Raw genomic sequence first — 23,730 nt, 5'->3', positions numbered from 1 at the left:
CTGGTCATCAGCTCCGACCGGCTGCTGGTGAACCGGACCGATAGCTTGTGCCGCACCACCGATTGGAAGGAGCGCAGATGACCAACGCTGAGTCCGTATTCGAGATGGCCGCGACCCGGCTGCGGAGTGTCGCCGGTCGCGCCACCCCGGGGCCTTATCTCCGATCGAAGGCCGTACCTGGCGCTTTGCGCTGCGTGGACGCTCCCGATGGCGGGGAGCAGCACCTCGCATTCGGAATTGCGCGGCAGGAGGATTTTCGCCTTCTCGTCGGTGCCGATCCGGGGATGTACGAGCTGTTAGCGGCGGTGTTCGCGGCGGCCGCCGGGTCCGATGCGGCCGCACCGGAGCTGGCGGACCTGGCGGCGTACCTGAGTCAGAAGATGGGGTTGAAGCTGCCTGCGGTCGCGTTCTATCCAGCAGACGAGGCGGTTGTCGAGGACCCGGAAGCACCCGCTGCGGCGCCCGTCGTCGCTCCGGAGCCGACTCCCACGGCACCCTCACGGGCACCTCGCGCACACTCCGTGGTCCAGCCTGCCGCAACCGCCCCGGCGTTGGACGCCGCAGACCTGTAGTCACGGTTCATGCAGCGACCAACTGAACTGCGTCACCACCGATCCTCCGGTACATGTCCGACGCGACGGTTGGAGAAACGTCGAACTCGTTGTTGCGGCGCACCGCAATCGCTGCCCGGTGGGCCACCTCGTTCAGTGGATGCCCATCGTGACCACGGACCCAGCGCACCGTGCTTCCGGTCCGTTGCAGCTTCTCCCTCAGCGCCCGGACTCGGCCGGCGTGACTCGAAATGAGCCAACGGGGGACGTCGGGATCGTTGCTCTGCAGGTAGGTAGCGACGTGCAGACTGTCGGTGAGGATCTCCAGCTGGCCAATGTGTCGGCGCACCGCCATCTCGATCGCGAGGCACTCACCCAAGTTGATGCTCTCCACGTCGGGTAGGTAGTCGACGTAGACCCTGCCGGCGGCGTCCACTGCGCTGATGCCGACACCGGCGCGGCCGCGACGCTTCGACGCGTCGGTGGCGACCTGCAGAATCGACTCCCGTTTGCCGCTGCGGGTCGGGTCGGGGTTCTTCGACGATTTCGGTACCTCGGGTAGAGCGCGTCCGGCGGCATGGAAGAGTTCGGAAAGGCAGCCGAGCGGACTCGCTGTGAGGACGACTGCGGGGAAGCTCGCAGCGCATCGTCGTGTCTCGGCGCGAACTCCCGAATGGTCGATGTACAAGGCGGGGCGGATGATGGATTGTTCGGCGAGCGCATAGAAGTGCTCGAACGCATCGAGTACTACCGCTTCGGCGCGCTGCGTGTGGTCACGTTCGAAGGGGACTGTCGTGGTGTGGCCATCTATGCCTTGATATGTCACAACGGCTCTGTGCGGCCGGATGCGTTGCGTCAGATCGGGGGAGGGTCGATCGACGCGAATGACTCCCGCGACCACCGTGTTTTCTGTGCGGTCTTGCCAGTTCCTCCATGATGCGTGCAGTGCAACGGGACTGAGGATGGCGTGGAGCGGCGACAGCGTGGGCATGAATCCTCCTCTGTGGGGATCGGTCCGCAGGACCGGGTTGTCGGGGACGCCTCCACAGAACCTCCTCGGGCGGCGGATGTTTCAGTCCCCGGCTGTCGCACTGTCAGGGGGTCGGGCAGACCGAGTCGCAGCTCAGCTTGTTCGCGATGTAGAACCGTCCTCCGGCTGAGACCACCGTGTACTGCTGGTGGTACTCGTGGCTCACGCCGTCAGGGGTGGTGACCGTCAGTCGCACGTTGTAGACGTTCTCGGTCTCGGTGCTGGTGATCACGATGTTGTGGGTCGTCAGCGGGTCGAGTCGGTCGATGTCGGTTTGGATTGCCTGCGCGGTGGCGGGAGTGTTCTGGCTGGCGACGAGGTATCCGGCAGCGGCGGCACCGTTGCGCTGCTCGTAGTACGCGTTGTCGAAGCCGAGGATCACCCCGGGGCCGCTGGTGGTGTCCCCGGGAGCAGGAGCGGAAGCGACGGTGCTCGGCGTCGCCGGCGCGGTCGTCGTGACGGCAGCGGTTGTACCTACCGCCGCCGAGGATTCCTGATCTGTGAAGCCGCCCCGGAAAGTGCCGACGGCAACGGCGCCGAGGACCACAACCCCGGCGACGACAGCGACCACGCCGACGCGACGACGCTTTCCCGCGGGGGTTCGGGTCGGTTTCTGGGGAGTCCGAAGAAACGCGTCGGTGTCGAAGTCCCCTTCGGGCATGCCCCCGTAGGGATCTGCTGTGCGGGCGTCGGAAGAGTGGTGGTCATAGTCGGATCTCTCGTAGTGATCGGCACCACGGTATTCGGACTCGGCGCGCGGATCCCAGGGCTCGTAGTCGGGTAAAGGGGCAGGGGTCACCGCGGGGAACGCAGCGGTCACCTCCGAGGCGTCGTCGAAGCCGTCGGTGCCCCCGCCGAATTCGTCCGCGACGTACTCGTCGCCGAACCCCTGGTCGTACCCGGGAGTGAAGCTCTGTCCGTCGGTGACTGGTTCCTCAGCCCATGGGTCGTCGCTGTCCCACTCGTCGTTCCCGGGCATTGGCTGTGTGTCGGGTTCTACGCGTCCGCGTGCCATGGCGTTCCTCGTATCGGGTCGGTCTGGTGGTCGGTGCGCAGAACCGTAGCCCCATGCTTCTCCACGCAGGTCATCGCTTGTTTGCCCTGCATGCGAACGCTTTTCACTCGGCGTCGGGTGGGAGTGGAGAAGCTCCGCTCTACGGTCGGCGCGACCTTTGCGACAACGTGCGGGGCCCCGCGTCGCACAGGCTCACCGGTCCCGGAGTCGCCGGGAACTCGGTATCAGCTCTGGCTGCAGCACAGGAGGAACAACAGATGGCCAAGAAGCACCGCAAGCCACGAAGCTCGTGGATTGCTCCGACGGCGGTTGCCGCTGGTATCGGCATGACCGCCGTCACCGGCGCGGGGATCGCCACTGCCGCCCCGGAGTCGGGGTGGTCGAACCCGGATCCTTCGGACAGCGCACCGGAGTCCGGGTGGTCGAACCCGAACCCGACGCCGGCAGCTCCGGAACCCGCGCCCGTGCAGAGTGCTCCTGAGCCCGAGGAGTCGTTCTGGGTCGCTCCGCCGCCCCAGTACAACCGCGGCACGCGGGCGTACAACCCGGAAACCGGCGGTGGCGTGACGCAGACGGTCTGGTCCGGCAACGACTACTCCGGGGGCAACAACTACTCCGGAGGCGACGATTACTCGGGTGGTACCAACTACTCCGAGAACACCTCGCCCCAGGTCGACTGGAGCAATCTGCATGCACCCACGCCGGTGATCGATCCGACGCTCCCGATCGAAGCTCCCAAGGACAAGATCCGCGTCGGACGAGTGATCTTCGATCAGCCGAACTGGGTCTCGGACATCGACGCCGAGCGCACCAACAACACCACGGCTGTCATCGAAGCCCAGGTCACCGACGCGTGGCGCTCGGTTGGTCTGGAAACCACCGAAGCCGAAAAGGTCGCCTCCGGGCAGGTGGCAGGAACGGCGCTCGGCGCGGTGAGCGGGTTCGCGACCGGTTGTGCGGCCACAGCAGTTCCGGCAGGGCTCATCGGCGGCACGATCGGTGGAATCGGTGGTGCTGTCCTGGGCGGATGGGTTCCCTCCCCGATCCCCGGAACCGCACCGATCACCACCGGTGTCGCGGGCACTGCCGGCGGCGCCGCGATCGGTGCTGCAGCAGGCTGCGTTGCCGGTGGTGCGATCGGCGCCGGAATTGGTGGCGCCGCAGGCCTCGCGGCTGGTACCGCCTACGGAGCCGGCGAGGGTGCCACCCCGATCGAGACGACGGTCCCGGACGTCGAAGAGGACCAGATCGCCGAGCAGGTGGACACCACCTTCGATCAGTGGTCCCAGGATCCGGTGGGTGCGACCGTGGTCGACGCGGTTCAGTCGTTCACTACCGAGACGGCCCCGGCCCTCGACACGCAGGTCCGGGACTTCGTCGGCGCTCAGGCGGGTGGCGAACAGATCCTCGACCAGGTCGACCAGACCCTCGAGACGTTCTTCAACGACGCCACGCCGGGTCTGAGCGGAAACCTGATCAGCACGGCGGTCGGTGACGCCATCGCAGCTTTCGGGGCTGCCCCGGCCTCGGATCCGGCTGCGCCGATCGCGGGCTGACCGCAGCAGCAAGGCAGCGGGCTCCACACCAGCATTGGTGTGGAGCCCGCTGTCGTGTGCTCAGCGAATCAACTTGCCGCGACGGTATTCACGGCCACCCCAGACGCCGGTCTGCCCGGTCGCGCTGGCGTAGGTGCCGCACGCGTCGGCGATCGGGCAGCGAGCGCAGATTCTGGCGGCGTAGTCGAACGACTCGCTCGGGTCCGGGAACCATCGGTCCGGGTGCTGATCTCCACGGCAAGCGGCGACGTCCCAGTCCGTGGCGTCCTCGGAGATGGGGAGCAGGTCGGTCAGGGTCAGCGTGACTGTCATCGGGATGCGCCTCCTTCCAGGCGATTCAGGTAGTTGGGGCCAACTCGCGCCAGATGGCCTGCTGGCGCTTCTGATCGGTACGGGGTGCCCGGGGCACCCACAGGAGCGGCATGTCGGCCTCCTCGGGGGTGCGGTCTGCCTTGCGGCCGTTGCAATCCGAGCAGGCGGCAACGAGGTTGCCGTAGTGGTCTCCTCCGCCGCGACTCTTGGGAAATACGTGGTCCACCGTCCGGGCACCGGGCTGGCCGCAGTACGCGCACCGGTGGTGGTCGCGAGCGAGCACCGCTGCGAAGCTCGCGCGGGTGTCATCATCGATCGCCGGTCGCGGGGGAGTGTGGACGTACTCGAGCAGCTGGATCGTGTGCGGCAGAGGGATCGCCACGTGCTGCGATCGCACCACGAAGCGTGGAGTGTGCTCGACCAAGGTGATCGCGAGTTCCTCGTTGAGCAGCACCACCGCTCGGGCGGCCGGTACGACGTCGAAGTCCTCGTAGGTGACGTTGAGGACCCGCACGCGGGTGTTCATCCAGGTGCGGGCGGTGATGGCGGTGGGTGGGCGGTGCATGGCAATCGACAACCTCGTTCTCTCGCAGGGGGAGTGGCGGGTTCTCGAGGTGTGCTCGTCCCGTTGAGGCCGGGGTCGGCCGGAAGTCACCTCGGGGGTGACTGGAGGTCGGGGCGCGCACGCCCCGAGAGGAGGGGCGTCAGTAGACGCGGAATCCGGCGGTCGTGCCGGAGTGTTCAGCGAGCCGGTCCAGGAGTTGGATCTTCGGCTGCGACATGCGCTGCGGGTACGAGCTGGTGTGCATTCGAGTGTCCTTCCTGGTCGTAGGTGGCTGCTACCGGCCGCCCAGTGTGCCACGCGAGGGCGGGGAGGTGTTGCAGATATTGCGCTCGCTCGCTGCTGGCGTCCGCCGACCGCGCTTTCGGGATAGGCCATCGTCAGGGGCCTATCGGGGAATCGAGTTCGATTCCGGTTAGTGCTAGGAAGGGCTGGCCGGAGCCTGGGTCGCGACGCTCAAGGCAACCGCGACAGACTGTTCGCCCAATCTGGTCTCCGCGGTGTACTCTGCTGACCAGAGAGCATGCTCGCTCTCCGTGCGGCACATCGATGGGATGCGCTCTGCTGCACGCTAGGACACTAGGAGTTCCGATGACCCTTTCTCCGCTGGCTGCCCATCTGGCAGCCGAGATCAATGCACACGACTGGAGCGACGCTCCGTACCGCTTCGACCGGGCGGGACACCGTCGCGACTGGGACTCCGCCTCACGGCGCAGTCAAGAGGTGCTCACCCCTGACCAGACCGAGTTGGTGCAAGCGAACGCCGCCATGGTGGTTGCCCAGGTGGTCGGATACCTGGAGGGTGAGAGCTTCGACCCCCACGAGTTCGCACTGATGGCCGGGGTCGCCCGAAACATCCGTCTCACCGCAAGGGGGCAGAGGTCCGGGTCGATCGACGCCGCGCTCCGCAAGGACAACGATCTTTACGACACTCCGGGCAGCACCCTGCGAGTAGAGGAGCGCCAGGCGTATTCCCTGGAAGATGCCATGACAGGGATGCTCCGTACCCCAGAGGAGGAGCCCCACAATCTGGCTCCTCGCACCAGTGTCACCCTCTCCTTCAACGGACAGTCCTACGGCCACGGAGTGGTGGATCGGGTGGAGGTTCGACACGGCTGGCAGGTCGTCGTCTGGGATCGCTACACCACCTACGCCGTTCCGCGTTGACCTGGCTTGTACCGGAAGACGGCCGCCCGACACCTATCCCAGTCGGATGGCCGTCTTCTGGGGTAGCGGTATGGGAATTGCGCCGCGATCAAGCCGACGAGCTGCCGAATCTGACCCGCTGGAGCGGAGATATGAGGGAAATCGGGGCCCGATCGCGTCCGCAGATTCAATAGGTGAACACAACGCGACATAGGTGAACACCCTCGACGAGCGGGGTGTTCACCTATGTCGGGTGGTACTGGGCCGTCCGCGAATTGGATTGGTTGACAAGTCGGTAATCACGCTTCACGGAGGCTATAGCTCACACCGACCTGATGGGCTCGTATTACCTCAGCACGCTCGCCCGGCTATCTGCTTGATCTGATTCGACGCAGTGGCTCGTGCGTCAGAAGTGACATTCTAAGGCCCGTAGATGTACAGGGATCGGTGTTGGATACGGCACCTGGTGGACTCGGTTTGCATAGCGTCGAGCTGTCCGGGTGAGCGCACGCCTGCTGCCGGCAACTAGTGGGCTGAGCTCCCTGGTCTATGTGCGGCACTATTCTGCGCACTGGTTGATTATCGATCACCGAATCGATCGAGGGAGAGGCTTCGACATGGTTGATGCTGGTGTGCTCAATGCCGATGAACTGCCCATAGGAACACCGGAACATCGCTTCTGCAGGTACGTGCGGGGCGGGTCCGGATCTTCCGGACCCCTTTTTCCCCGCGAAGGCGCCCCTGGCCCTCTTGAGCTTGCGCTAGACGTCGCAACACTGCCCGAGAGGCTGCTCGAGGACGACGATTTCATGTATGCGTTGCAGCGCCCGGATGTGAGCGTTCAGCTCATCCATTTCGAGTCCGAGGGTGAGGTTCCGGTTGTTAGGGCCTGGAAGGCGGCGCTCCCCGACTCGGACGTAGCGGTGATCGGATTCGAATCCGTCGAACGCGCGAGCACGATGGGCGACTCAGTCGAGTTCTGGGTTGAAACTTTCCACAAGGGGGAACGTAGATCCGTCCACCGCGCAAACTTCTTCCCGGTCTATGTAGATCTCGACATAGCGGCCGGAATCGGAGAACCGATTCCGAAAGGCCTTCGCGTCCGAAGTGCGGCGCTGGCTGCCGCATGCGCACGTAGTGTGCACGCGATCGTCAGCACGATGGCGACGGTCGGTCGACCGGACGTGGCAGAAAACGATTGGATCGCGTTGTGCGATCCTGACGGAGCCGTGAGTCTGATCGGCCACTACCTGCGTATGTCCGGATCACGCCGCATATGGGTGACTCCGGATGGGCGCAAGAAGGTTGGCATGCAATCGCTGGTTGGTCTCTACAGCACGTGTATCGAGGTCAAAATTCCGTTCCTGCGGTTGATGAATCAGGTGGCGGCATTCAAGTTCCAAGACCAAGAAGTTGTCACAGCAACCAGAACGGTGGACGCGAGATTGCAGCGAGCAGCTCGAGCGGTCGACGACCTGCTCCGCGCTTTGTCCCGAATCGAAAAGGGCAGGCTTGACGAGGACTCCGAGGAGGAGATCAGCGAGGCTTTCGACCGTGAGCTGCTCTATCTCATCGCGGCCGTCGACACTCTCGGTCGAATGCACGAACGGTGCATCAACACGGAGGTGTCCAAGCCGAGGTCGTCCCTGCATTCGGGCGCGACCTTCAAGAAGCTCGTCGATCCGTACTACCCGGATACACCTGAACTTGCGAAGCTTCACGACTTGCAGCTGTTGATGTACTTCGCCAACCAGCTGCGCAACTACATTCACGCTACCCGGATCGACGCCGCACACGCGTACACCCGCGACTACGGGAGCGGTCGAACCGCGGTTATCAACATCGAGTCCCTTCCAAGCACACTCAACCACGCACACCGACTCGGAATCTGGCGAGCGGCCCGAGACCCGCTCTCCTCCGGACCGGATCCCGTTGTAGCGGACCTGGCGACGATGGCGACAGCGCTCCTCGAGAGTGCATACGAGTTCGTTGACCTCTACTGCTTCATGGTCTTGAAAGAGGTTCCGGCCGGCGCACCGGCGCCGGCGCCGATATTGACCGCCCCCATGATCGTGGACGGGGCACTCACGTCACGACGGGTGGATCAATGGATCGGACGGTTATTTGGATGGAATGTTCCTGAGCTGGTGCCTACCGTCATCGTGGACTAACGCTGTGCCCGACCCAGTCGTGCCGACCCAGTAGGTGAACCCAANTGAGGTCATGGAGCACTTGTACCGTGCTGACCTGTACTTCAGGGTGCCGTAGTTGTTGACCAGTAGGCTGCTGAGCTGGGGTTCTGCGGAATTCGAGGGCGTTGTTCGGGCCGATTGAGCGGGCATGGGGACAGGGATTGATCATGGGTGTGTCTCACGCACCGGATCGTCCACAAGGAGTCACCCATGCCCGCCGGGACAGTGTCCCTGATCGACCCCTGCCTTGACCAACTGACCCGCTGGAGCGGTGTCGCTGCGGACAACATGCAGGTGCCGGATCTGCTCACCGCGCTCGAGGACGTACCCGATCCGCGGGCTCGACGCGGTCGCCGCTACCGACTGCCGTCGCTGATTGTGGTGGCTCTGTCCGCGGTCGCCGCCGGAGCCCGATCGTTCTACGCCATCGCCGATTGGGCCACCGGTGCATCACCACAGGTGTTGCAACGCTGTGGGATCCGATTCCGAGTACCGAGTGAGGCCACGATCCGGCAGGTGTTCGGCCGCATCGACGGTGACGCCCTGGACCGGGTGCTCGGCCGGCACCTGGCCGCCCGGGCCGGCACCGACGCCGGGCGGGTGGCCGTCGCGGTGGACGGCAAGACGATCCGCGGCGCCCGCACCGCCGATCGGGTGGCTCCGCACGTGGTCTCGGCGGTCACCCACGGCGACGCCATCGTCCTCGGGCAGCGCCGCACCGCCGACAAGTCCAACGAGATCCCCACGGTCCGAACACTGTTGCGTGGTCTCGATATCGCCGGAGCGGTGGTCACCGTCGATGCGATGCACACGCAGAAGGCGACCGCCCAGTGCCTGCGCGAGCAGTGTCGCGCCGAGTACGTGATGGTCGTCAAAGCGAACCAGCCGGGTCTGCTCGCCCGCGTGCGGGACCAGCCGTGGGAGCAAGTGCCGGTGGTGTGGTCCGATCCGGTCGAGCGCGGCCACGGCCGGGAGGAGTCCCGCAGTTACAAGATCGTCACCGTCACCCGTGGCCTGCGGTTTCCCTATGCCCGACAGGCGATTCAGATCATCCGACGTCGACGACCGATCGGCTCCGAGACCTGGAGCGTCGAGGTGGTGTATGCGGTCTGTTCGTTGCCGTGCGAGCAGGCGCCACCGAAGCTACTGGCGTCGTGGATTCGTGGACACTGGCACATCGAGAACAAGATCCACTATGTGCGGGATGTGACGTTCGGCGAGGACCGATCCACCGTCCGCACAGGACAGGGTCCCCAGGTGATGGCGACGATCAGGAATGTGGTGATCAGTCTTCATCGTCGGGCTGGGGAGTCGAACATCGCCCGGGCGTGCCGGCGACTGGCGGTCAGCCCTCATCACGCGGTCGACTTGGTGTTGAGCGCATGAAACCGCAGTTCACAGCCTCGGAAGTCAACAACTACGGCACCCTGGTGAACCCAACGGGCCTCAATGAGTGAAGACCCTCAGCCGAGATGGATGGATCGAGCGAGCCTGCGATCTGGTGAAGCGGCTCCGTACCGTCGGGCCGCCAGTTCACCAACGATCAAGGGGATTCCATGAGCAAGCTCAACGGTGCAGTGCGACGTGCGGTTCAGATAGCAGCCGGAGCGGCTGCGGCAGGAGCCCTGGCTATCTCCGGAGCCGGGCTCGCATCGGCGGCATCACCGCCGGTCACACCGAGCCCGGGCGGAGACAACGTCTGGCCCGTCGTCAACCTCGACCGATGCGGCGGTCCGATCCAAATATCGAGGGACACCGTCCCCGGCCGAACGGACCTGCTCGGGGTGACACTCACGCCGACGGGCAACTTCGGCGCCAGCCCAGAGTGCGCTGTCCCGGTGAAGCTGGAATGGGTGAATGGCATCGCGCCGTTCGGCCACGCGGTAACGGTCACGGTGGACAGGCCCGGACCCACTCGAGTCGACATCCCGATTGGTGCGGGCGCGAGCCTACTGACGGTCCAGACGCTGGGAGTGCCGGCGTTCGGGACATCCCAGTACGTGTGGATGCAGCCGTGATGCGGGGGTAACCCACTGCAGCGCAAGGCCCTGCCACACGTGGTGGCAGGGCCTTGCCGCGGTTGTACGAGATCAGGCGGAGAACTTGAGGTGAGCCTGGGTCTTCCCGAGGACCTTCTGTCCCTCAGCGGACACGGTGACGTCGATTCGTGCAGTGCGTTCCTCGTCGTCGAGTCGAGCCACCTTCGCCGAGATCGACAGTTCGGCACCCTTCACCTGGTCGACCACGACCGGCCGCGTGAACCGGGTCTCGTACGAGACGACCGTGGTGGGGTCGCCGACCCAGTCCGTGACGACCTGCAGACCGAGGGCCGCGGTCAGCATCCCGTGGGCGAGAACGCCCGGTAGTCCTGCGCTGGTCGCGACGGCGTCGTTGAAATGGATGGGGTTGAAGTCGCCCGAGGCGCCGGCATAGCGGACCAGGTCATCTCGGGTCACCGTCAGGTCGGCCTTCGCGACAACCGCACCGACCTCGAGGTCCGTGAAGCGAGGAACTGTGTAGGTCATTCGTCATCTCCTCGGTGCAGCAGCGACGAGGTGATGGTGACGACCACGTCGCCGCTTTCATCTCGGATTTCGCAGATCGTGGACAGGATGGAGCTGCTGGCACGCTCGGTGACGTCGGTGATCGTCAGCGTGGTGCTGAGTTCCTCGCCGGCGACGATCGGGCGGCGGTATTCGATCTTCTCCGAGGCGTGGACGATGCGGTGCGGGTCGAGTCCGGTGTCCGGGGTTTCGACGAGCTGGATCACCGAGGGGGACTGGACGACGGTGGTGAACGTCGTCGGCGCGATGACATCTGCGAAGCCAGCGGCCCGGGACGCCTCGACGTCGTGGTGCAGCGGGTTCGTCGCACCCACGGCGCGGGCGAACTCGCGAACCTTCTCGCGGCCGACGAGGTATGTCGTCGGCGGGAAGACCCGGCCGGCGAGGTTGGCATTCAGTGGTGGCATCACGCGAGACTAACGGCGAACGGTTGGGGGCTGGCTGGGTGTCGTTGCAGACATGGAAGCATGGCGGTGTGAACGGCACGACCAGTAGCGATAGCACCGCCAGACCAGCTGACCCTACGCCCGTCCGCTCGCGCCGGCAGCTCGACTGGTACGAGAAGTGCCGAATCCCGGGCGCGCTCCGCCCGCTCGGAGACTTCGGCTCGGTTCCGATGGCAACCTCACTTCCGCAGTTCATCAAGATTGCGCAGGCGATCGCCCGTAATGCTGACCACAATGGCATCTGTGGGTGGCGCGGTCAGGCCAATGCCGAATGGAAGGTGCAGTCGGGTGCCGCTCGGCGTGTGCAGCGACCTTGGCTTGAGCACTTTGGTCGTGACCGTGAGATCGTTCACGAGGTGCTTGAGAAGCTCGGAGCGAAGACGCCGAGGGAAGCGATCGCAGGTTCGACAGGTTCGAAGCAGCACGCTGACGCCGTCCTTGCCTATGAACGACTACTGCTGAATCAGGCCCGTGTGAATGGCTTCGGCCACCACGACGGTCGCAGATTATCGGACCTCGAACTCCTCGCGAACCTGCAGCACCATGGTGCAGCTACGAGCCTTCTGGACGTAACCAAGAATCTGTTGGTTGCCCTCTGGATGGCGGCATCCGAGCCAGAACATGACAACAAACCGGGCGTCGTCATCGCATTCGGTCAGTCTGCACTGCGAACGACCGACGATGAGAATGCCCAATGCCCGCTCCTTAAGTGGATGCAGTTACCCGGTGCGGGAGCACGGAAAGCGAAGTACTGGATTCCTTCGAAACTGAACTTGCGGATTGTCGCGCAGAGTGGATTCTTCGTCCTCTCACCGATCGTGGACGAACCCTGGGGAACCGTAGATCTGAGAGGAACAGTGGTCTGGGATACCGACGAGACTGCGGGCATCGAGGACCCTGATTGCTATTTCATTGGCGTCTCTCGGAAACTCAAGAAGGAGATGCGCGACGCTCAGAAGTACGGGCTATTTCCGTACGCGCAGAACACAATTTACCCAGATCTTCCGGGTTTCGCGGACTCACACAGTGCACGCCGAGACATACCGTTCTTCGCATAGAATCCCCGCTTGCTAGATAATCTATATTATCTAGCAACAACCGATCGGCGCCTACCGCTCCTCAATCGCGGCCGACGACAGTCAGGAGACCACCTAACCGTGACCGTGATGTTCCTGCTGCTCCCTGGAGCGCTGCTCCTGCTGTTCGGACACCAGTGGAGCCGCAGCACGACCGAAGCTGCACCGAAGGTGGCCGCCCTCTCCATCCAGGCTTGCGGCGCTCTGACCATCGGTGTGGCAGCGCTCGCTTCCGCTGCATCCTGGACGGCCAGACTGCCGATCCTGCTGAGCTCGACGATCCTGCTGGCGATGTGCGCGTACGCGTACGTCCGCGTCCGGCAGACCATCCAGGACCCCGACTAACCCATCACCCAGACCCCAGGAACATCGCATGCCCAACATAGGAAGTCTCGCCGCCCGGTTCGACGAGTTCCTCGTCTACCGCAGCACCGGCAAACCATCGGAGGCCACCCTCAAGGCCTACCGGCAGGACTTCACCGCGATCGCCGAACTTCTCGCCACCCACACCGGTATTCCGGCCCACGACCTGGCCTGCAATGTGGTCGACAAGGACCGGATACGCGCGGCGTTCGCGGCCTACGCCGACACGCACTCCCCCGCCTCGATCCGACGCTGCTGGTCGACCTGGAACGCCCTGTGCAGCTACCTGTTCACCTCGGATCTGATCGTCGCGAACCCGATGGATGCGGTCCTGCGCCCCAAGGTCGCCAAGACCGTACCGAAGGCCTTCGACCAGGACGCGGTCGAGAAACTGATCACCGCGCTGACCACAGACGAAGACGACAACGCACACGCCTGGCGCGAACGCGACCTCGCCATCGTCCTCACCACACTGCTCACCGGATGCCGCCTGTCCGAGCTGGTCACCCTCAACATCGGGGACTTCCGCGACCTCGACGACACCGGCAGCGTCAAGGCCATCACCGTGCACGGCAAAGGAAACAAGCAACGCGTCCTCACCGCCGAGCCCGCACTTGTCGACGTGATCACGTCCTATCTCGACTCGCGCCTGCAGCGATTCCCCGGCAGCGGCAAGGCCCGCACCTCCCCCACGGCCTCACCCTGGCGGCGCCTACGGGCCACCGATCCGCTCTTCCTCGGTGCCGATGGGGAACGCATCACCGCACCCACCATCCAGTACCGCGTCGAGCGCGCCTATCGCCGCGCCGGCATCAACGGACAGCGCGCGAAAGGCGCTCTGGTCCACCAACTCCGCCACACCTTCGCGACCTCACTGGCCGACAGTGATGTCAACGTCTACACCCTGATGCGGCTGCTCGGACACGAGTCGATGACCACCACCCAGCGCTACACCCAAGGCGCTGGCAAGGAAACCCGCGTCGCCTCGGCCACGAACCCGGTCTATCGACTGATCGAGAAGAACGAGACGGGGCAGTGACGTGACGCCGCAGAACCCTTGACTCCGCGGCGCGAGGGAACCGGTCGACTCGCGGAGTCTGCGACCCACTGGGACCCAGAAAATTAGCTTCGCTAAAATTCAGGGTTGGACTGGGAAAAACGACACGTCCCCTTCTGTCGTGTCGATCGGAGAAAGCACCACCACAGAGAATGGCGATCAAATGACTGAGAGGACGGTTGGCGTGGATCTTCCTTTACACGGCGATCTGGTGAGCCTGGTTCCGATGGAATCGGAACATATTCATCCCTTATGGGAAGCGACCGCCGGTGGACACGAGTCGTATCGATTCACGCTCGTACCAACGGATCTAGACGGCATGACCGCCTATGTCGACAGCGCGTTGAAAGAGCGTGACGCGGGATCGGGACTGCCCTTCGTTCTCTTGAACCGCGACGGCAGGGTGATGGGATCGACGCGGTTCCGCTGTATTGAGCGCTGGCCGGCTACTTCGGTGCGTCCATCGGTGACGGTCGCAGAGATCGGTGGTACCTGGCTATCCGTTGAGGCGCAGCGGACCGGCGTGAATGCCGAAGCCAAACTGCTGCTACTGGACTACGCCTTCGGACCCATGGACGCTTATCGCGTATCGCTCATGACCGACTATCGAAATGAGCGGAGCCGCAGAGCAATCGAGCGTATCGGGGCTACCTTCGACGGGGTCCTGCGCGGCCACATGCCTGCTTTCGACGGAGCAGTCAGGGACTCCGCCATCTACTCCATCCTGCGGAGCGAATGGCCCGAACTGCGCACATCGTTGCAGCAGCGAATCCGGAAGGTGAATCATGCTCCGAATGAGTAGTCTCGACTCCCTGATGCTTTACCGCGACAGGCGCGGGGCGCAGCGGCAGATCGCATACGTCGGGTTGTATGAGCCGCATCCGTCCAAGTCGATCGACGAGGTCGTTGAGTTGCTGGTCGATAGATTGACGGACCTCAGCGGTGAGATCCCGATTCTCACGCGGAGGCCGGTGACTCCTCGTTTCGGTGTCGGGCGTGCCTATTGGAAGGACGTGACCGATTGGAGTCCCGCAGTCGGTGTCGGACGGGGCCGGGTGCCGGATCCCGGCGGCTGGACCGAATTGTGTGACTATGTGGCCGAGCTACACACGCGGGAAATCCCGTTGACCGGGCCGTTGTGGCGGCTTGACGTAGTCACAGGCCTGGACAATATCGACGGAATTCCGTCGGGTGGATTCGCGGTCGTATTCCGTGTTCATCATGCTGCTGTAGACGGCGGGTTCGGGCTCGAGATTCTGAAGCGACTCCATGACGGTGCGCGGCCGGAGCGGGGGCTGGTGGGCTCCCCCACACCGCGCTCGGATGCGGAGCACCGACGGGCACGGGAGGATTTCCGCGCCTTGATTCAGGAGTTGCGCACGCTCGGTAGCGGACTCGCTGGGTCTCTCAAGATTCTGGCGGGCGGTGGAATATTCGGCACAACCGTCGAACGTACCGAGATGAATTCGACGGTCACCCACGAAAGAACAGTGAGGGTTTGCCACTTTCCCTATCAGGATATTCGTGCTGTGCGTCGCGCTGTCCCGGGCGCCACCGTCAATGACGTCTTCCTGGCGGTCGTCGGCGCGGGAATGGATAGGTACCGTTCCGGACGGACGAATAAGCACACCGATCTCCGGGCGCTGACAACATGCATGCCGGTCTCGATCGCCCAGGGTTGCACCGCCGACCCGCTGGATGGTCAGTCGAGTGCAAATCAGTTCGCGATTCGTTTTATCTCTCTCGGTGAGCCCGCCAGCCGACCACTCGACCGCTTAGCGAGTATCCGGGACTGGACCGCGGAAGCGAAATCCACTGTTAAATTTGGAAGCGACGACGGACACGACCTTCTTCCAGGGCCGCTGGAATGGAACTATCGGCTCAATGTCCGGGCAGCTGCCCGGGTCGGTCATGTCCTCGGTGGGCATACCGTGACAACGAATGTGCCCGGCCCGCGCGACAACATTTCCCTGGACGGATGCAAATGTATCCGGCTCTTCGGTTTCGCGCCTATATATGACGGCGTCGGGGTCGTACATACTATGTCGAGTTATGGCGATGACGTCTCGCTCACAATCCTCGCAGACCCGACGATCATCGATATCGAAGAGTACGCCAGTTCGATTCAGCGAGCCTTCTTCGATCTCGCGGATGCGACTGCTGACGTGGGCGCGGGACAGGCCGACCGCCGATGACCGCGGAACAGTGACTGCGATCGGCGCGCAGAGTATCTCCCAATCACCGAGACGGTGGCTGGGGCTTGCGGCTCTGTCGGTGAGTGTTCTGGTCGTGGGTTTCGATGCGACCATCCTCAATGTCGCGCTGACCACGTTGTCCACCGAGTTGGACGCTTCGACCAGTCAATTGCAATGGATCATCGATGCATACCTACTGGTCTTCGCGGCCATGCTCCTACCGGCGGGTCTGGTTGGTGACCGTTTCGGGCGCACACGAACCCTGGTGGCCGGCCTGCTGATTTTCGGCGTGGCCTCGCTCGTCGGCGCCTGGTCGGAGACGTCGACGGAGGTTATCGCGGCCCGTGCCCTCATGGGTGTCGGTGCGGCGATGATCCTACCCGCGACCATGTCCTTGATTCCGACGTTGTTCGCCCGGGAGGAACGAACGCGAGCCATCGGAATCTGGTCGGCGGTCTTCGCAGCCGGAATACCGTTAGGTCCCATCCTCGGCGGATGGCTATTGCGGCACTTCTGGTGGGGCTCGGTGTTCATGGTGAACCTGCCCGTTCTGATCATCGCGGTGGTCGCATCGATGGTGTTCCTTCCGGAGTCTCGCGACGAATCGGTGCCCCGGATCGACTTCCTCGGAGTTACCCTGGTCGTGGTCGGCTTGTCCGCGCTGGCGTACGGGATCATCGAAGCGCCCACCGAAGGTTGGGCTGCTGCGAATGTCATTGTCGCCCTGGTCGCCGGGGTTGTGCTGCTGGGCGCCTTCGTCGTCTGGCAGCACCGGGCGAGAAGTCCGATGATCGATGTCGCACTGCTGCGTTGCCGTTCGTTCATGGTGGCGATCGTTGTAACAACGCTCGCTAGCGCCGTCATGTACGGCGTCCTGTTCCTCGTGCCGCAGTATTTGGAATCGGGCATGGGCAACGATGCCTTCGGCACCGGTGTTCGTATCTGGCCCTTGGCATTCGGTGTCCTGTGCGCGGCGGCGGTGACCGAACGGCTCGCTCTCCGCCTCGGGTACGCGAAGGTGATCGCCGCCGGGATGGCGATCCTTGCCGCGGGCTGCGCGATCGGGGCGATGACCTCGGTAACTGACCGGTATTGGTACGTAGCGGCTTGGCTTGCCGTTGTCGGGTTGGGACTTGGCTTGTCCCTGATTCCCGGACTGGACGTCGCGCTCAAGGAGCTATCCGACGACGAGGCCGGGCGGGGAAGCGGATTGGTCATGGCCTTCCGGCAGATAGGCGCGGCGCTCGGCGTCGCCGTGCTGGGCAGCGTGATGTCCACCCAATATCGACGTCACCTTGTGGTCGAAGCCTTGCCGCAGGATGAGGCCGATACGGCGCAGCGGTCGTTTGAGGGAGCGGCGGTTGTTGCGCAACGGATGACGGAGTTGGGGTTGGACGGTGAGCACCTGCTCGGCAGCGCATTGCACGCGTATCTGCGTGGCATGTCGCACGCATTGGTGGTGTGCGGAGTCATCGCCATTCTCGGATCAGTGACCAGTCTGATCTTCCTGACGAGCAGTTCGGGGGCCGACGGCGATCCGATTGCCACCGATTAGTCCCCACCATGTCTCACAAGAATCGAGGAACCGCCATGCGCGCGACCATCATTCACGCTCCTGGCGATATTCGGGTGGAGACCGTGCCCGACCCGACCATCGTCGCCTCGACCGATGCGATCATCCGGACTGTCGCCACCTGCGTGTGTGGTTCCGACCTCTGGGATTATCGCGGGGTCAATCCGGTCGTCTCACCGCATCCGATCGGTCACGAATATGTCGGTGTGGTAGAGGAAGTCGGGCGCGACGTCAGCTCGGTCACGCCGGGAGAGTTCGTCATCGGCTCCTTCTATGCGACCGACAACACCTGCCAGCACTGCCGTAGCGGCTATCAGTCAGCTTGCGTGCACCGTGAATTTCTAAACGGTTGCCAAGCCGACTACATTCGCATCCCTTTCGCGGACGGCACCCTGGTCTCCACCTCTGACCTGCCCGACGACACTCTAATCCCCGACCTGCTGGCGCTGTCGGACGTGATGGGTACCGGCTGGTACGCGGCGGTAGCCGCTGACGTCAGACCGGGCTCCACAGTGGTAGTGGTGGGCGACGGCGCGGTCGGTCTGTCCGGGGTGCTCGCAGCTCATGAACTCGGCGCGGAGCGGATCATCGCGATGAGCCGCCACGACACTCGGCAGCAGTTGGCAATCGAGTTCGGCGCCACCGATATCGTGACTGAACGTGGCGGCGATGGCATCGCGGCTGCCATAGAACTGACCGGCGGCATCGGGGCCGACTGCGTACTCGAATGCGTCGGAACGCAGGAGGCGATGCGGCAGGCCCTACAGTCCACCCGGCCGGGTGGCAACGTCGGGTTCGTTGGCATCCCGCACGACGTTACGATCTCAGGCGAGGAACTGTTCTTCTCACATGTCGGGCTGCGCGGTGGACCCGCCCCGGTACGCCGCTTTCTGCCTGACCTCATCGATCGAGTTCTTACTGGCCGAATTGAACCGGGCAAGGTTTTCGACCTCGAGTTGCCGTTCGACCTAGTCGCTGACGGGTACAAGGCGATGGACGAACGCCGCGCCATCAAAGCCCTCCTGCGNTCATCACGCGGTCGACTTGGTGTTGAGCGCATGAAACCGCAGTTCACAGCCTCGGAAGTCAACAACTACGGCACCCTGACCTGTACTTCCATCCGGCACGATGGGAAGGCGCGCCGATCACGCCACTCGAGGCGTCAGCGATTGGGACACCGGTGCTGGCGAGGGCAGTGGACACAATGACGGGTCTTGGCTTTCCCAGCGCTGGTGCGACGCCCAGCGAGGCGGCGAGCGCCATACGCCGATTCGCTTGCGATTCAGAGTATCGGTGGCGGGTGAATCAACAGACCTCCAGCTCCACGAGAGTTCATTCACCCGAGGTACAACGACGTGCTTTGGACAGTCTCTATCGAACAGCAGGGAAGCAGAACTCATGCAGGTCTTGATGCCAGGGAGAATCCTCGAACGTCATGTTGGGGGGAACACAACCTACGCCCGTACGATCGCCGCCGGCTTGCGCTCGCGCGGAGTTGTGGTGGATCCGATCGGATACGGGAATAACCCGATATCTACGTTGGCGCGTGAGACATTCGCGGGTCTGAAACGTCGAGGCCTTGGAACGGTCCTCCACTACGTGGCAGACACGGGACCACTGATTCCGACAAGAGTGCCGTCGGTCGTTACGGTCCATGGTGTCGCAAGCAATTGGGTAAGCGGTGTTCGAAGTCCGCGAGCGGACCGCATTTGGCGCACACGCGTGAAGGCGGCAATATCCTGCACAAACGCTGTCGTCACTGTGTCTGAATCGAGCGCAGATGACGTCGCTGATGTTTTTGGGGTCGATCGTCATGCCATTACCGTGATACGTCACGGAATTGATTCCGCAAAATTTCACGCTCGCCATTCAATCTCAGCTGAAGTCGGGTCGAAGCTGCCGAACGAGTTTATCCTGTACGTGGGTAATATTGAGCCGCGGAAGAACCTGATCGAGCTTGTTCGGGCATTGAAGACGCCCAAGCTTTCCGGATTGCGCATCCCTCTGGTGATCGCTGGAAAACCCGCCTGGGATTCTGACGATGCCATGACCGAGATTGTGTCGAGCGAAAAGGTTATCTACCTCGGGTTCGTGTCAGAAGAAGATAAAATTGGCCTCATGCAGAGATGTGCTGCGTTTGTATTCCCCAGTAAATACGAAGGGTTTGGATTTCCGGTGCTGGAAGCCATGGCGGCTGGGGCCCCCGTAATCAGCTCGAGCAAGGGGGCCCTTCGAGAGGTCGCCGGGCCCTCACGGATCACCGAGGAAATTGGATCGGATGCCATAGCAGACTGTATCCACGATGCGCTAACTGATTCGGACTGGCTCGATCACGCTGGAAAGTTGGGTCGGGCTTGGGCGTCGCAGTTCTCTTGGGACGACAGTGTTGAATCACACCTTCGGGTATACCGATCGGTGGTGGACCTGTGAAAGTAGTCCTGTTGCATGCCTACAGTGCAGCTAATGCGGGTGATGGGCTTCTCGTAGATGAGTCTCTGGCACTGCTGCGCGAGGCGCTCGGGCAGTCGGTCGAATTTACTGTAGTTGCTTCTCATCCTGAGACATTTTCCCACCTTGATGTCGCACTCGTCGACGCTGCGCCCGGAAAATTCGGCTTCAAGCGATCGTACTTGAAGCTCCTTCGGAGCCTTGGGGAGTTCGACCTGGTAGCAGGAGTCGGCGGCGGGTACCTCCGTGCTGGCCGTCTTGAAGAGACGGCCAAGTCCGCCGTCATACATGGTCCGCAGCTTCTGGCTGCCGCAAGGTCTACGACGCCCACAGTCTACCTTCCGCAAAGCATTGGGCCGGTGAATCAGATGATGTTGCCGCCGCTGAAAGCAGCTATTCGGCGACTGGATCGCGTGTTGGTTCGCGATGATCGGAGTCTCGGCGAACTGTCGGACTGTGGGGTCGAACGAACACTCGACCTCGCAATTCTGGGCGGCCAGATCAACGATCGCACTCTGGAACCTCATCCGGTTCCGGTGGTGTCGGCGAGGCCGGTAAGAGGCGCGGTTCCACCGCTTGTCACAGACCTCTGCGCGCAGCTGGGACGTTTTGACGGCTACGTTCAGAGTGAAACGCGTGGAAACGACGATCGGTCTGTGATGGCAGCGATTGGAGCTGAACGAATCCTGACCCGGGCAGAATTGCTGGACTCAGCATCGACGTCTCCACGAGTTGTAATCGCAGTTCGATTACACGCGGCTTTGATGGCGCTTCGCGCGGGGCACTTCGTGATTCACCTTGCGTATGAGCGCAAGGGTTTCGGCGCGTTTGCTGATCTCGGGTTGACGCCTTACGTGCACAATGTTTCCATGTTTGAGCCCAACCGTGTGGTGCGCCAGGTCGAAGACTTTGTGACCGATAAGCGAGTGCGCGATTGTTATCGGGCTAGTGTGGCCCAGGCGATGGAAAGAGGTAATTCTAGGCGCGTGGAACTCGTTCGGGAGATCCGATCACTTGTTGATGCAGCAAATGCGCAGATTTCAGCAGGCGATTGACGTGATCAAGAAGTCGACAGAAGCTGGTCAGCCGAATCGAGTGTTCGTCTGGGCAACTGGTCAAGATGACAACATCGGCGACTCGCTTTTGCGACGAGCTTACCTGGGGCGATTGCGCGAGATAGGTGACCTTACAGTCTGGATTGGCTCGGGGAGTGCATCTTTCATCAGCGGTTTGGGGTTGACCAAAGCTGACCGCATCGTTTCAAGCTATTTGCGCTGGTACCGGGAGGCGTTGGCAGCAGGCGCGCGAGGACGCACCGTCGTCGCCGTCAACGCGGGCGAGGTACCTGTTTCGCGCCGAGGTGCGGCACGCATGATGTCGATCGTCCTCCTTGTGTTGTTTGTCCGGGTGCGGGGAGGTGCAGGTGTCTGGGTGGGTGCGGGTGTTCCGATTCCACGCGAGCGAACCGCACTCGCACATTGTTACTGGCTCATGCGGCGCGTCTGCTCTTATGCGGGATTCCGCGATCGGGAATCTCTAGATGTTGTTGGTTCTGCCGAGGTTGTACCTGACTGGGCGTTTGAACTAGGTTCGTCGGTTCATGACTGGCAGCCGATCGAGTTCAGATCAACACTGGCGGTTGTCCTTCGCGGCGACAGGCCATATCCGAGCTCAGACTGGATCAATTGGCTTAGGGATTTTGCCACGCGCCTCGCGCTGACCGTGGTTGTCGTGGTCCAAGTGAGCCGTGACCTCGAAACTGCGGACCGCCTCGCTAATGACCTTTCCGGTACGGTCGTGGAGTTCACTGCCGACGACCATAAGACGCAAGAAAAGTGTCTACGTAAGGTCTATGCGGACAGCGCGGTCGCCGTTGGTGACCGATTGCATGGTCTGATCGTCGCAGCGACAGAAGGCGCGGTGCCGCTGGGTTGGGTTTCGTCGTCCGGAGGGAAGATCAGCAGGCATTTCGACGCAATTGGGCTGTCATGGGTCGGGCAGCATGAAGGTTCCGAGCACTGCCTGCGCGTTGAATTGGATATCGACGATATCCGCACGCTCCGTGCACAACTGGATGAATCGATCTGCGCCACCCGAATCAGACTTGATCAGATTGCCAACGAGCTGACCCTCGGAGCGGGAGCCAACACTTGAGCGAGAGAAGTGACAGTACCGCTAGGTCGTCCTTGGCCTCGGTGGCAGCACGCGGCGCATCATTCACGATCGCCGGCCAGCTGATCCGCGTGGTTACTATGCTTCTTGGAACAGTCGTGCTTGCAAGGCTTTTGGCGCCGGAAGCGTTCGGGCTCGTAGCGGTCGTGTTGTCCTTAGTCGCGTTTGGTGAGCTAGTCCGTGACTTCGGGCTGTCAACGGCAGCTGCGCGCGCGGAAAAACTGACCAGAGGGCAGCAGTCCAACCTGTTCTGGATCAACACTGCAATCGGTGTTGTTCTCACGGTAATTGCATACGCATGTGGCCCATTTGTGGCTGATGTGTTTGGGCAGGAGGAGCTATCGGAAATTGTCAGGTGGACCGCACCATTATTCATAGCTAACGGTCTCGCTACACAGTTTCGTGCTGAAATAAACCGCAAGTTGAACTTCAAGGGTCTCGCAGTTGTTGATACGCTTCCACCGATACTCGGACTGGTCTCCGCTGTAGGCTTCATATTTGCATTTTCGCAGGCCAATTATTGGGCGCTAGTTGCCCAACAACTCGCAACCTCCATGTTTGGTCTTCTTCTCGCGGTCCCTCTTGCAGGGTGGATTCCCGGATTGCCGAGTAGGCGTGCTTCGGTTAGAAACCTGCTGTCGTTCAGCGCCGGATTATTTGGAACCCAAAGCGTTGCCTACCTTGCGCGCAATATTGATAATCTGGCTATCAGCTATTTTTGGGGTCCTGCTAGCCTCGGCATATATAGTCGCGCATACCAGTTGCTCATGGCGCCTATTAATCAGATTTCTGCACCGCTTACCCGTGTGACGGTTCCAATTCTGACGCGAGTCGCAGATCAGCGCGGTCGATTCATGTCCTATTTGGAAGCGGGACAACTCGTCGGTGGGATTGGAATCGGCCTCCTCTATGGAGTGCTTTTCGGACTTGCGGAACCTGTGGTTCTCCTCGTGTTCGGAGAGCCCTGGGCTCCGATTATCCCGGTTTTCCAGGGCCTTGCGGTAGGTGGAGTGTTCAGGGCTCTCAACCAGGTCACATTCTGGGTATTCTTGGCTAAAGGCGCCACTGGTTCACAGTTTAAGTTCTATCTGGTATCTCAACCGTTAATCGTTGCGTGCATGATCGCTGGTATCCCCTGGGGCGCCTTGGGAGTTGCGGTTGGTCATTCAGTTGGGTACGCACTTAATTGGACGATTTCGTTCTGGTGGTGTGGCCGGGTCACAGATACACCCATGGCTGCCCTCTACTGGGCTGGAGTCAAGAGCATTTTCGCGTTCTCGGTACCAATTGCAGCTATTGGACTTGCTGCGTCGTGGCTTGTGCCAGGCCACCTCGCATGCATCGGAGTGGGAGCGGTCGCGATATGTGTGTACCTGGGACTCCTCTGGTGCATTTCTGACTATGCAAAGGGTGTCGCGGCACACACAATCTATGTCTTGCGTAAAGTGCGAACGCGAGGTGCTGTATGAGCA

The 23,730-nt window shown here is 62.4% G+C and carries 22 protein-coding genes and 1 pseudogene; 17 read left to right on the top strand and 6 right to left on the bottom strand.

Annotation, left to right across the window (positions count from 1 at the left end):
• Nucleotides 1–77 precede the first annotated feature (77 nt).
• Nucleotides 78–572 (top strand): hypothetical protein, encoded by a 495-nt coding sequence (locus HCA61_RS05440; RefSeq protein ID WP_169687148.1) that lies wholly within the window; start codon nt 78–80, stop codon nt 570–572.
• Between the two features lie 7 nt (nt 573–579).
• Here HCA61_RS05440 and HCA61_RS05435 read toward each other — a convergent pair whose 3' ends face one another.
• A complete protein-coding gene (locus HCA61_RS05435) occupies nt 580–1,542 on the bottom strand; it encodes an RNase H family protein (protein WP_169687147.1) in 963 nt (320 codons plus the stop codon).
• Between the two features lie 103 nt (nt 1,543–1,645).
• Nucleotides 1,646–2,560, bottom strand: coding sequence for a hypothetical protein (locus HCA61_RS05430; protein ID WP_169687146.1), 915 nt, complete (start codon nt 2,558–2,560; stop codon nt 1,646–1,648).
• Between the two features lie 293 nt (nt 2,561–2,853).
• On the opposite strand from HCA61_RS05430, the gene HCA61_RS05425 reads away from it, so the two are divergent.
• Nucleotides 2,854–4,152 (top strand): insoluble domain protein, encoded by a 1,299-nt coding sequence (locus HCA61_RS05425; RefSeq protein ID WP_169687145.1) that lies wholly within the window; start codon nt 2,854–2,856, stop codon nt 4,150–4,152.
• 60 nt (nt 4,153–4,212) lie between these two features.
• Here HCA61_RS05425 and HCA61_RS05420 read toward each other — a convergent pair whose 3' ends face one another.
• Complete coding sequence (locus HCA61_RS05420) at nt 4,213–4,464, bottom strand: WhiB family transcriptional regulator (protein ID WP_169687144.1); 252 nt, start codon at nt 4,462–4,464, stop codon at nt 4,213–4,215.
• 25 nt (nt 4,465–4,489) lie between these two features.
• Nucleotides 4,490–5,029, bottom strand: coding sequence for an HNH endonuclease (locus tag HCA61_RS05415; RefSeq protein WP_169687143.1), 540 nt, complete (start codon nt 5,027–5,029; stop codon nt 4,490–4,492).
• Between the two features lie 588 nt (nt 5,030–5,617).
• On the opposite strand from HCA61_RS05415, the gene HCA61_RS05410 reads away from it, so the two are divergent.
• From HCA61_RS05410 to HCA61_RS05395, 4 genes are all read left to right on the top strand, one after another.
• The gene (locus HCA61_RS05410) at nt 5,618–6,193 is read left to right on the top strand and encodes a hypothetical protein (RefSeq protein WP_169687142.1); all 576 of its coding nucleotides are present in this window, start codon (nt 5,618–5,620) and stop codon (nt 6,191–6,193) included.
• Nucleotides 6,194–6,789: 596 nt separating this feature from the next.
• Complete coding sequence (locus HCA61_RS05405; RefSeq protein WP_169687141.1) at nt 6,790–8,343, top strand: hypothetical protein; 1,554 nt, start codon at nt 6,790–6,792, stop codon at nt 8,341–8,343.
• Nucleotides 8,344–8,574: 231 nt separating this feature from the next.
• Nucleotides 8,575–9,750, top strand: coding sequence for an ISAs1 family transposase (locus HCA61_RS05400; protein ID WP_169687140.1), 1,176 nt, complete (start codon nt 8,575–8,577; stop codon nt 9,748–9,750).
• Between the two features lie 170 nt (nt 9,751–9,920).
• Nucleotides 9,921–10,382, top strand: coding sequence for a hypothetical protein (locus tag HCA61_RS05395; protein WP_169687139.1), 462 nt, complete (start codon nt 9,921–9,923; stop codon nt 10,380–10,382).
• A gap of 72 nt (nt 10,383–10,454) precedes the next feature.
• Here HCA61_RS05395 and HCA61_RS05390 read toward each other — a convergent pair whose 3' ends face one another.
• Both HCA61_RS05390 and HCA61_RS05385 read right to left on the bottom strand, forming a co-directional pair.
• The gene (locus HCA61_RS05390) at nt 10,455–10,889 is read right to left on the bottom strand and encodes a MaoC/PaaZ C-terminal domain-containing protein (RefSeq protein ID WP_169687138.1); all 435 of its coding nucleotides are present in this window, start codon (nt 10,887–10,889) and stop codon (nt 10,455–10,457) included.
• A complete protein-coding gene (locus HCA61_RS05385) occupies nt 10,886–11,335 on the bottom strand; it encodes a MaoC family dehydratase N-terminal domain-containing protein (RefSeq protein WP_169687137.1) in 450 nt (149 codons plus the stop codon). The genes HCA61_RS05390 and HCA61_RS05385 overlap by 4 nt, the downstream gene beginning before the upstream one ends.
• A 68-nt stretch (nt 11,336–11,403) precedes the next feature.
• On the opposite strand from HCA61_RS05385, the gene HCA61_RS05380 reads away from it, so the two are divergent.
• The 11 genes and pseudogenes from HCA61_RS05380 (at nt 11,404) to HCA61_RS05325 (ending at nt 23,727) form a co-directional block, all read left to right on the top strand.
• Nucleotides 11,404–12,432, top strand: coding sequence for an FRG domain-containing protein (locus HCA61_RS05380; protein ID WP_169687136.1), 1,029 nt, complete (start codon nt 11,404–11,406; stop codon nt 12,430–12,432).
• Nucleotides 12,433–12,531: 99 nt separating this feature from the next.
• Nucleotides 12,532–12,795: a hypothetical protein gene (locus HCA61_RS05375; protein ID WP_169687135.1), complete on the top strand. Its 264-nt coding sequence runs from the start codon at nt 12,532–12,534 to the stop codon at nt 12,793–12,795.
• Between the two features lie 28 nt (nt 12,796–12,823).
• Nucleotides 12,824–13,852 carry a tyrosine-type recombinase/integrase gene (locus HCA61_RS05370; RefSeq protein ID WP_169687134.1) on the top strand — a complete coding sequence of 343 codons (1,029 nt, stop codon included), beginning with the start codon at nt 12,824–12,826 and terminating at the stop codon, nt 13,850–13,852.
• A gap of 139 nt (nt 13,853–13,991) precedes the next feature.
• Complete coding sequence (locus HCA61_RS05365) at nt 13,992–14,672, top strand: GNAT family protein (protein ID WP_346777494.1); 681 nt, start codon at nt 13,992–13,994, stop codon at nt 14,670–14,672.
• Nucleotides 14,665–16,065, top strand: coding sequence for a wax ester/triacylglycerol synthase domain-containing protein (locus HCA61_RS05360; RefSeq protein ID WP_169687133.1), 1,401 nt, complete (start codon nt 14,665–14,667; stop codon nt 16,063–16,065). Before HCA61_RS05365 ends, HCA61_RS05360 begins: the two co-directional genes overlap by 8 nt.
• Nucleotides 16,022–17,620: an MFS transporter gene (locus HCA61_RS05355; protein ID WP_169687132.1), complete on the top strand. Its 1,599-nt coding sequence runs from the start codon at nt 16,022–16,024 to the stop codon at nt 17,618–17,620. Before HCA61_RS05360 ends, HCA61_RS05355 begins: the two co-directional genes overlap by 44 nt.
• A 35-nt stretch (nt 17,621–17,655) precedes the next feature.
• Nucleotides 17,656–18,665 (top strand): annotated as a pseudogene (locus HCA61_RS05350) (zinc-dependent alcohol dehydrogenase family protein); the annotation flags it as partial.
• A 101-nt stretch (nt 18,666–18,766) separates the two neighbouring features.
• Nucleotides 18,767–20,068: a glycosyltransferase family 1 protein gene (locus tag HCA61_RS05340; protein WP_346777493.1), complete on the top strand. Its 1,302-nt coding sequence runs from the start codon at nt 18,767–18,769 to the stop codon at nt 20,066–20,068.
• Nucleotides 20,065–21,141 (top strand): polysaccharide pyruvyl transferase family protein, encoded by a 1,077-nt coding sequence (locus HCA61_RS05335; protein ID WP_169687130.1) that lies wholly within the window; start codon nt 20,065–20,067, stop codon nt 21,139–21,141. The genes HCA61_RS05340 and HCA61_RS05335 overlap by 4 nt, the downstream gene beginning before the upstream one ends.
• Nucleotide 21,142: 1 nt before the next feature.
• A complete protein-coding gene (locus HCA61_RS05330) occupies nt 21,143–22,240 on the top strand; it encodes a polysaccharide pyruvyl transferase family protein (protein WP_169687129.1) in 1,098 nt (365 codons plus the stop codon).
• A gap of 41 nt (nt 22,241–22,281) precedes the next feature.
• Entirely contained in the window at nt 22,282–23,727 is a 1,446-nt protein-coding gene (locus tag HCA61_RS05325) for a lipopolysaccharide biosynthesis protein (RefSeq protein WP_346777492.1), read from the top strand.
• Nucleotides 23,728–23,730 lie beyond the last annotated feature (3 nt).

Source organism: Rhodococcus sp. HNM0563 (assembly GCF_012726195.1).
Taxonomy (GTDB): domain Bacteria; phylum Actinomycetota; class Actinomycetes; order Mycobacteriales; family Mycobacteriaceae; genus Rhodococcus.
The sequence above is the reverse complement of the archived record's forward strand: the minus strand, read 5'-3'. Positions and strand labels throughout refer to the sequence as shown.